Raw genomic sequence first — 15189 nt, forward strand, 5'->3', positions numbered from 1 at the left:
GCTCCCGAGTCCACCACAGGCACGCACCACCCCCCGGTGGAACGACACCTCAACCTCGACTAGAGGTCGAGGTGTCTACACCTTGAGGTATCGACGCAGGGAGAGGAAGGACGACACGCCCGCGATCAGCATTCCGATCAGGAACAGCCAGGGCGCCACCCACAAGGCGTCGCTCACCCCGACCCAGCTGTTGATGAACTTCACCTGCTCGGCGAGCCAGCCTTGGATGGCGATCCGGGTGAACAACGCCAGGATCACCGAGGCGGCCAACGCCCCCGCCATGGCGGCGATCAGGCTCTCCAACACGAACGGCAGCTGGATGACGAGGTTCGACGCCCCGACCAGGCGCATGATCGAGGTCTCACGCCGTCGCGTGAAGGCGGTCAAGCGGATCGTGGTGGCCACCAGCAGCACACTCGACAGCAACGTGAGCGCGGCCACCGCCCAGGCCGACCACTTCAAGCCACCGAACAGGGCGAACAACTTGTCGATCACGCGGTTCTGATCCTCGACGTCGTCCACGCCGGGCAGGTCGCGGAACGCCTGCGAGACCACCGCGTACTTCTTGGGATCCTTCAACTTGACCCGGAACGACTCCGGCATCTGGTCGGCGGTCAGGTTGTCCGAGAGGACGGAGTCCTTGTACTGCTCCTTGAACCGGGTGTAGGCCTCCTGCTTGGACTCGTAGAACACCGCATCGACGTAGGGCGCCAGCTGCGCCGAGGACAGCTCGGCCCGGATCTGGTCGCGCTGGGCCTGGGTCACCTCACCGCTGGCGCAGGTGGTCTTGTCGGAGTCCTTGGTGCACAGGAAGATCGAGACCTGGACCCGGTCGTCCCAGTAGTTCTTCATCAGACCGACCTGCTTCTGGGTGAGCACCCCCACCCCGAACAGCAGCAGCGACACCGTGGTCACCAGGATCAGCGACAGGGTCATGGTGAGGTTGCGACGCAGACCGATCCCGATCTCGCTGAGGATGAACTGAAATCTCATCGCGCGTACCCGTAGACGCCACGGTCCTGGTCACGAACCAGCTTGCCGGCGTCCAGCTCGCACACCCGCTTGCGCATCTGGTCGACGATCTCGTCGTCGTGGGTGGCCATCACGATCGTGGTGCCGGTGCGATTGATCCGGTCGAGCAACCGCATGATGCCGACGCTGGTGGTGGGGTCGAGGTTGCCCGTCGGTTCGTCGGCCAACAGGATCGAGGGCCGGTTGACGAAGGCCCGCGCGATCGCCACCCGCTGCTGCTCACCACCGGACAGCTCGTGCGGGAAGCGCTGTTCCTTGCCACCCAGCCCGACCAGGTCGAGCACCTCGGGCACGGTGTGGGCGATGGCGTGACGCGGCTTGCCGATCACCTGCAGCGCGAAGGCGACGTTCTCGAACACGGTCTTGTTGGGCAGCAGGCGGAAGTCCTGGAACACCACGCCGATCTGACGCCGCAGCGTCGGGACCTTCCAGCTGGCCAGACGTGCGACGTCCTTGCCGGCCACGTGCACCAGGCCCTTGGTGGCGCGCTCCTCGCGCAGCACCAGACGCAGGAAGGTCGACTTGCCCGACCCCGAGGAACCCACCAGGAAGACGAACTCGCCCTTGGCCACCTCGAGGCTGACGTCGTCCAGGGCGGTGTGCTGCGCCTGGCCCCCGCCCCGACGGCGAGCGCTGGCCCGCATGGCCCGCGACCCGCCGGACAGCGCCGAGGCGCTGTCGTAGATCTTGGTGACATTCTCGAAACGGATCACAGGCTGGGCGTCCTCGGTCGACGGTCCATTCCGATGCGCCGATGGGCACACCGCGGTCAGGGGTACATCGTGCTCAGGAGTCTAGACACGCCCCCCCGGCGTCCGATAACTCGCCGCGCCCGCGGACACCGCCTCGTCCTGCGGGAAATCCGTTGCCACCGCGGGCCGACCGGGTCCAGGCTGAGACGTCACACCCGAGGAGAGGAGAACGTGATGACCGTCGCTGCCGAGGTCGCCACCCACCGTCCCGTTCCCGCTCTCACCGGAGTTCGCGTTGACCCGTCCCCGCCCGACCGATGACCCCTGCCACCCCGACCCGTACGACGAACCCAGCTGGTCCAGCTGGGGTGCCGCTCAACACGGGCCGGAACCCTTCCCCGACTGGGTGATCACCGCGCTCGGCGCGGTGGACACCGAACGCGGCATCCTCAAGACCGGCAAGGAAGCCGACGTCTTCCTGGTCGAGCGCACCGAGACCCCGGACGACGCGAGCGAGCGCAGCGTCCTGCTGGCCGCCAAGCGCTATCGCACCGCCGAGCACCGCCTGTTCCACCGTGACGCCTCCTACCTCGAGGGACGCCGCGTGCGCCGCTCCCGCGAGACACGCGCCATGGCCCGGCGCACGGACTTCGGCCGCGAACTGATCGCGGCGCAGTGGGCGGCGGCCGAGTTCGGCGTCCTGGCTCACCTGTGGCAGCTCACCAACGGCCAGCCCGGGACGGCGCGCGCCCTGGTGCCCTACCCGGTGCAGCTGCGCGACCGCGAACTGATGATGGAGTTCATCGGGGACGACGACGGCACCGCGGCGCCCCGACTGGCCCAGCTGCGCCCCGAACCGGCCGAGCTGCTCGACCTGTGGCACCAGATGCTCGGTGCGCTGGGCACGCTGGCCCTCGAGGGCCTGGCCCACGGCGACCTGTCGGCCTACAACGTGTTGGTGCACCGGGGATCGCTGGTCCTCATCGACCTGCCCCAGGCGGTCGACGTGGTGGCCAACCCTCGAGGCGCCGACTACCTCGCCCGGGACGTCGCGAACGTCGCCGCGTGGTTCCTCGGTCGCGGCCTCCCCGAGGAGGTGTGCGACCTCGACCGGCTCACCGCCGACCTCCTGGCCGACGCCGGCCTCCACTGACTGCGCCCCCCACCGACGCCCACCCCCGTGATCATGCAATCCGTGCACGTTTCGTGCACGGATTGCATGATCACGGGGGTCAGTTCTGCTCGCTGGTGCGGCGCCAGCGGATGCCCGACTCCAGGAACTCGTCGATGTCGCCGTCGAACACCGCGGTCGGGTTGCCGACCTCGTACTCGGTGCGCAGGTCCTTGACCATCTGGTACGGGTGCAGCACGTACGAGCGCATCTGGTTGCCCCAGCTCGAGCCACCGTCGCCCTTGAGCGAGTCGAGCTCGGCCTGACGTTCCTGCCGGGCGCGCTCGAGCAGCTTGGCCTGCAACACCCGCATCGCGGCGGCCTTGTTCTGCAGCTGGCTCTTCTCGTTCTGGCAGGTCACCACGACACCGGTCGGCAGGTGAGTGAGCCGGACGGCGGAGTCGGTGGTGTTGACGCTCTGCCCACCAGGACCCGAGGAGCGGTAGACGTCGATCCGGATGTCGTTCTCCGGGATCTCGATGTGGTCGGTCTCGGCCACCACGGGCAGCACCTCGACCCCCGCGAAGGAGGTCTGGCGGCGTCCCTGGTTGTCGAACGGACTGATCCGCACCAGCCGGTGGGTGCCCTGCTCGACCGACAGGGTGCCGTAGGCGTAGGGCGCGGAGACCTTGAAGGTGGCCGACTTGATGCCGGCCTCCTCGGCGTAGGAGGTGTCATAGACCTCGGTCTTGTGGCCGTGCCGCTCCGCCCAGCGCAGGTACATCCGCATCAGCATCTCGGCGAAGTCCGCGGCATCGACGCCACCGGCCTCGGAGCGGATCGTGATCAGCGCCTCGCGGTTGTCGTACTCCCCCGACAGCAGGGTGCGCACCTCGAGCTCGCCGAGCGCCTTGGTCACCTCGACCAGTTCGGCCTCCGCCTCGGCGAAAGCGTCGGCGGCCTCGCCCCCGTCACCAGCTTCCTCGGCCATCTGCACCAGCACCTCGAGGTCGTCCACCCGCGAGGTCATCCGGGTCAACCGGTCGAGCTCGGCCTGCAGGTGTGACAGCGAACTGGTCACCTGCTGGGCCTTCTCGGGGTCGTCCCACAGATCGGGGGCGGCGGCCTGCTCGTTCAGGTCGGCGATGCGGGCGCGCAACCCGTCGAGGTCGCTGACCTCGAGGATCGAGTTCAGGGTCGTACGCAGGTCACGCAGGGCGGCGGGGAAGTCGACGGACACACCGCAAACGTACGGGGTCGGCGCGCTCGGTGTGGCCTCGGATCACGCCACCGTGTCGAGCCAGCCCGGCAGGTCGGTGTACCCGGCCTCGCGCAACCGGTCGGCCAACCGCCGATTCGACCCCGCGTAGAACTGATCCAACCGCCCCCGCAGCCGGTCGGCCTGGCGCGGCAACCGGCCCCGGGCAACCCGGCGCACCAGATCCGCGGTGCCGGCCAGACTCGGACGGCGACGGCGGCCGTCGTCCGAACCGAAACTCTGCAGCCACGACGGTTCGCGACCGTCCAGCCCGACGGCGCTGGCGCCGCGCTCCCGCGGACGGGCGGTGTCCGGATCCAGGCCGAGCCAGGTGAACATCCCGGCCATGGCCGCCCGCGGTGTGCGGTCCAGGTCCTCGGCGAAGACCACCCGCACCCGGTCACCGAAGGCGGTCAGCCACCGATCGAGGTGGTCGACGTAGAGGCCGGAGGACAGGGTGCGGAAGTAGCGGTTGCCCTCGAACCGGTCGGCTTCGTTGACCCGCAGCGCCAGACAATGTTCGACGTAGGTCTCGTACGTCATCGCGCCGGGTAGCCGGCCCCGGGCGACCTTGTCCTGATAACTGGTCCACAACCGTTGCACCGGGTCACGCAACAGGATCAGGACCCGGACCTCGGGCAGGTCCCGGGCGACGGCGTCCACCAGTTCCTGGCCGCCGTCGAAGTACACCGGCGAGCGCTCCAGCCGGTAGCGCTGCCCACGCCAGGTGGCGAAGTGCCGGTCGTAGTCGGCCAGGGTCGCCTGGATCGGTTGACCGAAGCGCAGCGGGCTGTAGTGGTCGAGTCGCTGCACCACGGGCAGCTTGACGTCGGGGTGGCGGCCCAGCGAGCGGCCCAGGGCGCTGGCCCCGGCATGGGTCACGCCGGCGAGCAGCAGGTTGGGCAGGAGGTGGTCGGGCGAGGGCGGCGGTGACTCGGGTCGCAGGGCCAGGTCGAGCGCCGGCGCCCGCAGGGCCACCGTCGTGCTCGTCCCTGCCCGTGAGAACTGGCCATGTCGGTCGCCCGCCCGCGCGGAGGGCACCACAGGGGTCATCGTCGATCCCATCCTCGGCGTGGGCCGTACCCCGAGAGTCGTGCCTGCTGCTCCCACACCTGTTGCTTGCTCGTACGTCGATGGCCGGAAGACCACCGACGTCAGCACTCCTAGGAGTTCTGAGATCACGGATCGTAGTGATGACTCGAGTTCAAGCCCACCGATTCGCCCCGATTACCGCCGAGCTGTGACGAATATCGTCCAAAGCCCCGAGGGTGATCCGTCGAACACCCGAGAGATGGATCGGCCATTCGGCCGATCGCTCGACAAGCGGGGGACGAGTCGATGCCCAGCCACGTTTCGATGCGACAAGAATACTCTGAGCAATTAACAATGTACTGTTAGTGATTCCCATCCTCTGGAGGACGTCCGTGGCACCGCTGGTCAGCCATGACCTGGACTCAACCCACGCCCTGCTCCCGGGGTCGATGCCCGCGCCGAGGATCGGGGCACCGGCGGTCATCGTGCCGGTCGACGGGATCGAACCGGTCGCCGGGGAGGTGACGGTGTGGTCGCCCGGCGGCGGCATCGTGGTGACCATCCGGGTGCGGATCAACCTCGGGTCGGTCACCGAACTGCTCGGCACCCAGGTCTGGGTCCGACTGCGCGCACCCGAGGCGCTGATCGTCGTCCGAGGTCTGGCCCAGCCGGTGGGCGGACGGCCCGACGAGATCGAACTGATCGGTGTCACCGGATTGGCGGTCGAGGCCCGACGGCAGGCCGTGCGCGCCCGCCTGGTGCGCCCGATCCTGCTGTTGAGCACGGACGGCCCGGCCCGGGGCACCCAGACCCTCGACCTGTCCGCCACCGGGTGTCGGGTCCGTCTGCCCGAGGGTCACTCACTACAGCCCGGCGACCTGCTCGAGTCCGTGGTCACCGACAGCCGCGGCGAGAACCTGCGGCTGTCCAGCGAGGTGGTGCGGGTCGACGAGGGACGCGGCGAGGCGGCGCTGCACTTCATCAGGATCGCGGACGGCGACCGCGACCGGCTCGAGCGTGAAGTGCTCGCCTGGCACTCGCGCCACCGCTGACCCTCGGTGATCATGCAATCCGTGCACGAAACGTGCACGGATTGCATGATCACCGAGGAGGGGCGGGTGGGTGGGGGCGGTCAGACGAGGGGTAGTTCGCCCACCCCGGTCACCGTGATCACCGCGGCGCCGGCCTCGTCGCTGGCGTCCAGGTCGACCTCGGCGGTGATCCCCCAGTCGTGATCGCCGTCCGGATCGTCGAAGATCTGGCGCACCGACCACACCCTGCTCCCGCTGCCTCCGCTGTCCACGACCTCACGCACGACGAGCAGGTGCGGCCCGCGGGCGTCGGCACCCGTGCTCAGCTCACCGTGCACGTCCTCGTAGTCCTCGATCGCGTCGGCCCAGGCGTCCAGGTCCCAGCCGGCGGCGCCGTCCAGTTCGGCCAGCTCCTCCCACCGGCCGCGCGCGGCCAGCTCGACCCGGCGGAACATCGCGTTGCGCACCAGAACCCGGAAGGCACGCAGGTTCGCCGTCAGGGGCGGCGGCTCGTCGTCGCGCCCCGGACGACGCACCGCACCGGCCGGTGCTTCGCTCGGCTCGAGCAGCGCCTGCCATTCCTCCAGCAGGCTGGAGTCGGTTTGGCGCACCAACTCACCCAGCCACTCGGTCAGGTCAGTGAGTTCCTCGGTGCGCATCGGCTCGGGGACCGTCTGGCGCAACGCCCGATACGCATCGGCCAGGTAGCGCAGCACCGACCCCTCGGCGCGGGCCAGGTTGTAGAACCGGACGTACTCGCTGAACGACATCGCCCGCTCGTACATGTCGCGCACCACCGATTTGGGCGCCAGCTCGTGATCGGCCACCCACGGGTGACCACCGCGGTAGATCTCGTAGGTGGCGCGCAGCAGCTCGGCCAGCGGCTCGGGGTGGGTCACCGACTCGAGCAGCTCCATGCGCTCCTCGTACTCGATGCCGTCGGCCTTCATCTGCGCCACCGCCTCGCCGCGCGCCAGGTGGCGCTGGGCCAGCAACACCTGGCGCGGGTTCTCGAGGGTCGACTCGATCACCGAGACCGCGTCCAGGGCGAACGTCGGTGAATCCGGGTCCAGCACATCCAGAGCAGCCAGCGCGAACGGCGACAACGGCTGGTTCAGGGCGAAGTCGCCCTGCAGATCGACGGTCAGGCGCACGTGGCGCCCCCCGGCGTCCGGCGGGTCGAGCCGCTCGACCACCCCGGCCGTGACCAGCGCCCGGTAGATCGCCACCGCCGAGATCACGTGGCGGATCTGCGCCGCACGCGGCTCGTGATTGTCCTCCAGCAGATGCCGGGCGGCGGCCACGGGATCACCCGGGCGAGCCAACAGATTGAGCATCATGGCGTGGGTCACGGCAAAGGACGAGCCGAGGGTCTCGGGCGAGGCGGACTCCAACCGCTCGAAGGTGGCGCGGGTCCAGGAAACCTGCCCGGGCGGCGCCTTCTTGCGCACGATGCGCTTCTTCTTGCGCTCGTCGTCGCCCGCCCGGGCCAGCAACCGCTCGTTCTCGACCTCGTGATCGGGCGCCTGCACGACGACCGTGCCCGCGGTGTCGAACCCGGCCCGCCCGGCGCGACCGGCGATCTGGTGGAACTCGCGCGCGCTCAGCTGGCGCATCCGGCGGCCGTCGAACTTCACCAACCCGGTGAGCAGCACGGTGCGGATCGGCACGTTGATGCCCACCCCGAGGGTGTCGGTGCCGCAGATGACGCGCAGCAACCCGGCCTGCGCGAGCTGCTCGACCAGGCGCCGGTATCGCGGCAACATGCCCGCGTGGTGCACCCCGATCCCGTGGCGCACCAACCGGTTCAGGGTGTGGCCGAAGCCCGCCGCGAAGCGGAACCCGGCGATCTCGCGGCCGATCTGGTCCCGGACGGCGCGGCTCGCCACGGCGATGCTGGTCAATGCCTGGGCGCGCTCGAGCGCGGCGGCCTGGGTGAAGTGGACGACGTACACCGGGGCACGGTCGGTGGTCAGCAACTCCTCGATCGTCTCGTGCACCGGCGTGACGGCGTATTCGAAGGTCAGCGGCACCGGTCGCTCGCCGGAGTCGATCACCGCGGTGGACCGCCCGGTGCGCCGGGTCAGGTCGTCGCGAAAGAACGACACATCGCCGAGCGTGGCCGACATCAGCAGGAACTGCGCCCGCGGCAGCTCGACGATCGGCACCTGCCAGGCCCAGCCGCGATCGGGCTCGGCGTAGAAGTGGAACTCGTCCATGATCACCACCCCGACATCGGCGCGAGCCCCCTCGCGCAACGCCTGGTTGGCCAGTACCTCGGCGGTGCAGCAGATGATCGGGGCGTCGGCGTTGACCGCGGCGTCCCCGGTGAGCATGCCGACCCGCTCGGCGCCGAAGGCCTCACACAACGCGAAGAACTTCTCCGAGACCAGCGCCTTGATGGGGGCGGTGTAGACCGAGCGGCGTCCGGCGGCCAGCGCTGCCGCGTGGGCACCGAGGGCCACCAGGGACTTGCCCGACCCGGTGGGCGTCGCGAGGATCACGTTCGAGCCGCTGACCAGCTCGATGAGTGCCTCTTCCTGGGCCGGGTAGAGGGTCAGTCCGAGCTCGCTCACCCAGCCCGCGAAGGCCTCGAAGACCTCGTCGGGTGAGGTCGGGTCGAGACCGGCGAGCAGGTCGGGCAGCGATGCGGCGTGAACGGTGTGAGCGGTCAGGGGGACGGACGCGGGGGACGGCACCGGTTCATCGTGCCGCATCCGGATTACCCACAGGCTTTTCCACAGCAAGGCATGGTTGTCCACAGGTGCGCTGCGAGCTGTGCCCGCCGAGCCGCAGACTGCCGGGCGTGACCTCCCCGGCGGAACAGTGGCAGGTGCACGTCGTGGCGGGCACAGGGGCCGGGCGCCGCACGCCGCTGCCCCGAGCCGCCGAGCCGGACGTCGCGCTGATCGGGCGCGACCCGACGTGCCTGCTGCGCCTGGACGATCCCGGGGTCTCGCGCCGCCATGCCGAGCTCACCCTGACCCCGCCGCTGTCGGTGCGCGACCTCGGCTCGGCCAACGGCACCCGGCTGATCGGCCCGGGCGCGCCACCTCGGGTCGTCGGCGCCCAGCCGCAGACCTGGTCACCGGCTGCCGTGCTCGCGGTCGGCGGGTCACGACTCGCGCTGCGCTCCGGCACCGAGCCGGTCGCGGCGATCACCACGGACGCCGCCGGCCACCGCGTCGTGCACCGGGCACCCCGGCTGCCGGACGACGCGGCGTCCGGCACGTTGGAGGTCACCGAGCCCACCGCGCCGGCCGAACCCACGGCCGGGCGGCTGCCCTGGGCGGCTGCCCTGGTCACCACCATCGCCCTGGTGCCGATCGCCCTGGTCTGGCACCAACCCCTGATGCTCACCTTCGCCGTGATCGGGCCGCTGGCCCTGCTCGCCCAACACCGTCTCGATCGGCGCTCACGCGCCCGTGAGCACCGCACCACCCTGTCCCGGCATCGCGACGCCTGCCGGGCGGTCGCCGATCAGGTCGCCGAAGCCCTTGGCCACCAGGCAGTCTCGCGCCATCACCGATACCCGGATCCGGCCCACCTGGCCCAGCTCGCCGAGGGGCCGGCGGCACGGTTGTGGGAACGCGGCCTCGACCACACCGACCTGCTCCAGGTGCGAATCGGCCTCGGCGACGTGCCGTCCGGGATCACGGTCCGGTCCGCCGGCGCCTGCCGAGCCCCGGCGCTGACCGAGGTACCCGTCATCGTCGACCTGACCCAGGCCCGGGTGATCGGCCTCTGCGGACCTCGCGGATCGCGAGAGGCCTTGGCACGCAACCTGTTCGGCCAACTGGCGACGCTGTGCTCACCGGTCGAGGTCGCTCTGCGCTGCCACCCCGGGACGCCGGATTGGGCCTGGCTGCGCCGGCTGCCCCACGCCGCCGGGGACCGCTGCCCGCCGATCATCGTGCGGCTGCTCGGCGCGGGGGAAGCTCTGCCCACTCCCCTGCCCGAGGGGGATCACGTGATCGTCCTGGCCGACCGGACGCAGGACCTGCCGCGCGGTTGTGTCGCCGCGGTCGAGCTGGCCGAGGTCCCCGGCGAACCGTCGTGGCTGCGTCGGGCCGGCAGCCCGCCGCAGCAGGTGCTCGCCGATCTCCCCGACGCCGAGTGGGCCGACCAGCTCGCCGACGCCCTGAGCGAGCTGCGCGACGGGACCCCCGAACTCCTGGAGCAGCAACGGATTCCGGATCAGGTGCGGTTGCTCGACCTGATCCCCCGTGACCCGGCCGAGATCGCCACGGCCTGGCTCGCGGCCGCTGCCCGACCCGGCCCGCCGGCCCGACTGGCAGCACCGGTCGGACGCACCCGGAACAGCGTGTGGTCACCCTGTCTGGTGGCCGACGGCCCGCACACCCTGATGGCCGGCACCACCGGCGCCGGCAAGTCCGAGGCGCTGCTCGCGTGGGTCACCGCGCTCGCCACCCTCCACCCACCCGAGCAGGTCAGCTTCCTGCTGGTGGACTACAAGGGAGGAGCCACCTTCGGCGCGCTCGCCTGCCTGCCCCACGTGGCCGGGGTCGTCACCGACCTGGACGCCGCGACGTCCCGTCGGGCGATCAGCTCGCTGTTCGCCGAACTGCGGCGCCGAGAACGCGTGTCGGTCGCGGGGGCGCCGCCCTCGCCCCGGCTGCTGATCGTGGTCGACGAGTTCCGGGTGCTCGCCGAGGAACAGCCCGACCTCTTGGCCGCCCTGGTGCGGGTGGCCGGTGTGGGCCGTGGCCTCGGGGTGCACCTGGTGCTCGCCACGCAACGTCCGGCCGGGGTGGTCAACGGTGAGATCCGGGCCAATACCGCTCTGCGGGTGGCGCTTCGCGTGCGCGAGCGCGCCGACTCCCAGGACGTGATCGATGCCCCGGACGCCGCCCGACTGGCCACCCGGACCCCCGGCCGGGCGCTGGTGCGCCACGGCGCGGACGAGCTGGTCGAGGTGCAGCTGGCCTGGCTGACCGCCGATGATCGCCGCCGCCAGGTGGCCGCCGTACAGGCCTGCGCCCGGCTTCTCGGCAGCACCGTGCCACCACCGCCCTGGCTGCCCGAGTTGCCGGAACGACTGACCCTCGCGGACCTCGCAGACCTCGTGGCGACCGAGGGGGCTCCCCCGCCGTCGGGGCTGCCCTATGCGATGGCGGACCTGCCGACGCGTCAGCGGCGGGAACCCGTGGCCTGGGACGGCACCCGCGGCCACCTGGCCATCGTCGGTGGGCCGGGCTCGGGCCGCACCACGACCCTGCGCACCGTGGCCGCCGCCGTGGCCCGGTCACCTCGGGCCGGGGGGCTGCAGGTCCACGTACTCGACGCCGGCGGCGGGTGGGCCGACCTGACGCACGCTCCGGCGGGGCGGTCGAGGATCGGCACGGTGGTGGACGCCCAGGACACCGACCGGGCGGCGCGGCTGCTGGAGCTCATCGGTCAACGGTCGCCGGCCGAACCCACCGTGCTGCTGATCGACGATTGGGACCACCTCGCCCAGTCCTGGGCCACGGTCGATTCCGGCCGGCTGCTGGACGATCTGCTCCGGCTGGCCCGACAGGGTGCGGCCACCGGACTCCAGGTGGCGATCACGGGCGGGCGGGCGCTGCTGACCGGCACGATCGCCTCGCTGGTCACCGACCGGCTGCTGCTGCCCAGCGCCGACCCCGGCATCACCGTGCTCGCCGGCATCCGTGCCGCCTCACCGCGCGCCGTCCCCGGGCGGGGTCTGCTGATCCGCCACGGCGAGGCGGTCGAGGTGCAGGTGGCCCTGCCGAGTCCACCCGAGGTGCCCGATGAATCCCGTTGCCTCCCAACGGATGAGGGCGGCGCAGCGCGGGCGGGGCGACTGGAACCACTCCCCGAGCAGCTGACCCTGACAACACTCCTGGCCCATCCAGGGCGGGTCACGCTCGGGGCCACCGGCGTGGTGCCACTCGGCCTCGGCGGCGACGACGCCACCCCGGTCGGCCTTCCCCTGGACGCCCCGGGCGCCCTGATCTGCGGACCGCCGGGATCGGGCCGGTCGACCACCCTGACCACCCTGGCGGCGATGCTCCTCGGCATGGGCCGGCAGGTGATCTATGCCGCCCCCACCCCGTCGGACCAGCCGCTACCCGCCGGCGTCACCGCGGTGACCGGACGCCGCGAGCTCACCGAGGTGATCCGTCGCGAGCTCGCCGGGGGCGAGGCCACCCTGCTGCTGGACACGGGGTGGAACGCCGTGGCGGGCCTGGAGGACCTGGCCCACCACCACCTGCTGACGGCCGCCCCGCCCACCGGTCAGCCGCCGCGGGTCGCCCTGCAGGTGGTCGCGGCCGGCACCGCGGCCGAGGTCGCGATGGCCCTGCGCGGCGCCCTGGCCGAGCTACGGACGGCGCGGTGCGGCGTCCTGCTCGGCCCACGGGTCCGCGCCGACGGTGCGGCGGTCGGCGCTGCCGTGCGGGGGTGTGCTGCCCTGCCCGCCGGACGGGGCATCCTGGCCGTCCGCGGCCGCGTCACCCGGATTCAGGTTGCGCGTCCCGCGACTGGCCGCAGCGTGCTCGCATGAGGGACAATGACCACAGGGTGTAACGTCGCATGTCCATACGGCGATCATCCGATCGGACGACGGCACGCGGGTACGAACGGGGAAGGCTGATCGATGACGATGATGGCCACTCACGGCGGGACCACGACCGTGGCTGACACGGTCGACCTACGAGTGCCGGCAGATCCTGCCTATCTCGCAGTGATCCGGACCGCCACCGCCGGCTTGGCCGCCCGGCTGGACCTGACCCTCGACGAGATCGAGGACATGCGCATCGCTGTCGACGAGGCCTGCGTCCTGCTGCTGTCCGACCGGGTCGAGCCCGGCGAGGAGCTGCATGCGATCTTCACCGTCTCACCTCGTTCACTGCATGTTCGCGTGTCCGGTCCCGCACGAGTCCTGCCCGAGGGGGGTAATTTCGCCTGGTCGGTGCTGAAGGCGCTGGTGGGCGAGGTCGAGACCGGCTCGGCGCCGTCCGGCAGCTGGATTCAGTTGACGCACATCGGAGGTCGGAGGGCGTAGTGGCAGGTCGCTCCAGCCGGCTGGCCGGCGACATGCCGGCGGTTGCGAGCGCCCCCGCCGGATCGGCCGAGGAGACGGTGCTGCGCCTGGCTCAGGTGCCGCTCGACCACCCGTTTCGCCCTGCGGCCCGTCATGCCGCGATCGAGGCGAACCTGCCGCTGGTGCATCACCTGGCCCGCCGGTTCACCGGGCGCGGGGAGCCCTATGACGACCTGGTGCAGGTGGGCACGATCGGCCTGCTGAACGCCGTCGACCGGTTCGACCCCGAGCGCGGCAGTTTCACGGCCTTCGCCGTCCCGACGATTCTCGGCGAGATCCGACGACACTTCCGTGACCGGGGCTGGGCGCTGCGCGTGCCTCGTCGGTTGCAGGACCTGGCCCGCCGAGTCAGTGAGGCCCGTGAGGTCCTCACTCAGCGACTGGGGCGTTCGCCCACGGTCCAGGAGCTGGCCACCCACCTGGACATCGAGCCCGACCTGGTGCTCGATGCGCTCGAGACCGCCGCCGTCTACGCCACCGTGCCGATGCCCACCTCGGCCGAGGGCGTCGAGCTCGATCTACCGATGGTGGAAGAGGACTACGACACGGTCGAGGTGCGCGCCACCCTGCGCCCACTCCTGGCCGGCCTGCCGGCCCGTGAACGGCGGATCCTGGTGCTGCGCTTCGTCCGTAACCTGTCGCAGTCGCAGATCGCCGCCGAGGTGGGCCTGTCGCAGATGCACGTCTCCCGGTTGATCGCCCGCAGCCTCGCCACCCTGCGTCGCTCGCTGAATCCGCAAGACCTGTCGTGAGCCCGTGGTGAGCCGAACGACTCAGTGATCGGAGGCCGTCGGCTCGCCACCGTCACGCACCAGGGCCAGCACCCCGAGGCCGGCGATCAGACACAGCGCCAACACGCCCACCTCGACCAGTCGGTGGATGCTCAAGGCCTCGGCGGCAACGGCTCCGAGCAGCACCTGCCAGAGCAGGATCGGTGAGCGGGCCCAGCGCCGCCCGGCCACCAGAGCTCGTGCCAGGACCACCAAAGCGGCTGCCACCACGAGAAAGAACACGGCCATGACGATGGCAGCGGGCAGTTCGGTGGCCTGACTGGTGACGCTCGACACCGCGAGATAGACCCCGAAGCCACCGACCAGCGCCGCTTCGATCAGGACGGCGACCGCCACGACACGCGCAAGCATGAGCGTCAGCATCTCACTGCACGCGTCACTGCACGCGTCACTCCACGGGTCACTCCACGGGTCACTCCACGCGTCACTCCACGGTCACTGCACGACGCCCGGCTCGACGTCACCGCGTGGCCGTACGGATGCCGGCGGCCACCTGACAGCGTCATTGCTCTACGCATCGAACCCGTACACACCGTGAAGAGCACCCATCAGTGGACTGCGATCACGGACGGTGACCCTTGACGTGAGTTGAAGGTCACTGTTGGTTGCCGGAGCGAATGGTCCGAATGGTTGATGTCGTGCTCACCAGCGACTATTACTGTTAGTAGGGACACGAACACAGGTGACCTTGGGTAACAATAACGGTTTCATAGGAGTCTGTTGACGTGCAGAAACCTTGTGAAGCCGGGCACAAGCGTGTGAGGCTGAGCGTTATCGAAAGCAGGGGCACGCAGGACTGCTCTCTGGAATCATCGATTCCCACACACACCTTCGGCAGGGATTGATCCCTTCCGTCCGGATTCCCCCCGGTCGCCGACACGACTACGAGTGCCCCTCGGGGCGAAGGAGAGAACCACCTCATGGACTGGCGGCATCGCGCAGTATGCCTCGATGAGGACCCCGAGCTGTTCTTCCCGATCGGGAACACGGGGCCGGCACTGCTGCAGATCGAAGAAGCAAAGGCGGTGTGCCGGCGCTGCGACGTGCTCGACACCTGTCTTCGCTGGGCCCTCGACACGGGCCAGGACGCCGGGGTGTGGGGCGGTCTGTCCGAGGATGAACGTCGCGCACTCAAGCGACGCAATGCTCGGGCTCGCCGCGCAGGGTGACCTG

The 15189-nt window shown here is 70.5% G+C and carries 12 protein-coding genes; 6 read left to right on the forward strand and 6 right to left on the reverse strand.

The window, feature by feature from the left end; all coding sequences use genetic code 11:
- Positions 1-75 precede the first annotated feature (75 nt).
- Positions 76-993 carry an ABC transporter permease gene (locus IPK24_17980; protein ID MBK8077399.1) on the reverse strand — a complete coding sequence of 306 codons (918 nt, stop codon included), beginning with the start codon at positions 991-993 and terminating at the stop codon, positions 76-78.
- The gene (gene ftsE, locus IPK24_17985) at positions 990-1676 is read right to left on the reverse strand and encodes a cell division ATP-binding protein FtsE (GenBank protein MBK8077400.1); all 687 of its coding nucleotides are present in this window, start codon (positions 1674-1676) and stop codon (positions 990-992) included. Before ftsE ends, IPK24_17980 begins: the two co-directional genes overlap by 4 nt.
- 292 nt (positions 1677-1968) lie before the next feature.
- On the opposite strand from ftsE, the gene IPK24_17990 reads away from it, so the two are divergent.
- Positions 1969-2877, forward strand: a complete 909-nt coding sequence (locus tag IPK24_17990; protein ID MBK8077401.1) for an RIO-like kinase — start codon at positions 1969-1971, stop codon at positions 2875-2877.
- 79 nt (positions 2878-2956) lie between these two features.
- On the opposite strand, the gene prfB is transcribed toward IPK24_17990, so the two are convergent.
- Complete coding sequence (gene prfB / locus IPK24_17995; protein ID MBK8077402.1) at positions 2957-4075, reverse strand: peptide chain release factor 2; 1119 nt, start codon at positions 4073-4075, stop codon at positions 2957-2959.
- A gap of 42 nt (positions 4076-4117) precedes the next feature.
- Complete coding sequence (locus IPK24_18000) at positions 4118-5146, reverse strand: hypothetical protein (GenBank protein MBK8077403.1); 1029 nt, start codon at positions 5144-5146, stop codon at positions 4118-4120.
- A gap of 371 nt (positions 5147-5517) precedes the next feature.
- Between IPK24_18000 and IPK24_18005 the strand changes: the two genes are divergently transcribed.
- Positions 5518-6177, forward strand: a complete 660-nt coding sequence (locus IPK24_18005; GenBank protein ID MBK8077404.1) for a PilZ domain-containing protein — start codon at positions 5518-5520, stop codon at positions 6175-6177.
- Between the two features lie 80 nt (positions 6178-6257).
- On the opposite strand, the gene IPK24_18010 is transcribed toward IPK24_18005, so the two are convergent.
- Positions 6258-8873 (reverse strand): DUF3516 domain-containing protein, encoded by a 2616-nt coding sequence (locus tag IPK24_18010; protein MBK8077405.1) that lies wholly within the window; start codon positions 8871-8873, stop codon positions 6258-6260.
- Between the two features lie 89 nt (positions 8874-8962).
- Between IPK24_18010 and IPK24_18015 the strand changes: the two genes are divergently transcribed.
- The 3 genes from IPK24_18015 to IPK24_18025 all read left to right on the forward strand — a co-directional run bounded on the left by IPK24_18015 (position 8963) and on the right by IPK24_18025 (position 13977).
- Complete coding sequence (locus IPK24_18015; GenBank protein ID MBK8077406.1) at positions 8963-12685, forward strand: AAA family ATPase; 3723 nt, start codon at positions 8963-8965, stop codon at positions 12683-12685.
- Positions 12686-12778: 93 nt separating this feature from the next.
- Positions 12779-13186, forward strand: coding sequence for a hypothetical protein (locus IPK24_18020; GenBank protein MBK8077407.1), 408 nt, complete (start codon positions 12779-12781; stop codon positions 13184-13186).
- A gap of 32 nt (positions 13187-13218) precedes the next feature.
- Positions 13219-13977, forward strand: coding sequence for a SigB/SigF/SigG family RNA polymerase sigma factor (locus tag IPK24_18025; GenBank protein MBK8077408.1), 759 nt, complete (start codon positions 13219-13221; stop codon positions 13975-13977).
- Positions 13978-13998: 21 nt separating this feature from the next.
- On the opposite strand, the gene IPK24_18030 is transcribed toward IPK24_18025, so the two are convergent.
- On the reverse strand, positions 13999-14367 hold the full coding sequence (locus tag IPK24_18030) for a hypothetical protein (protein ID MBK8077409.1): 369 nt from the start codon (positions 14365-14367) through the stop codon (positions 13999-14001).
- A 569-nt stretch (positions 14368-14936) separates the two neighbouring features.
- Here IPK24_18030 and IPK24_18035 point away from each other — a divergent pair.
- Positions 14937-15185 carry a WhiB family transcriptional regulator gene (locus IPK24_18035; GenBank protein ID MBK8077410.1) on the forward strand — a complete coding sequence of 83 codons (249 nt, stop codon included), beginning with the start codon at positions 14937-14939 and terminating at the stop codon, positions 15183-15185.
- Positions 15186-15189: the final 4 nt, after the last annotated feature.

It is taken from the genome of Kineosporiaceae bacterium (assembly GCA_016713225.1).
GTDB lineage: Bacteria > Actinomycetota > Actinomycetes > Actinomycetales > Kineosporiaceae > JADJPO01.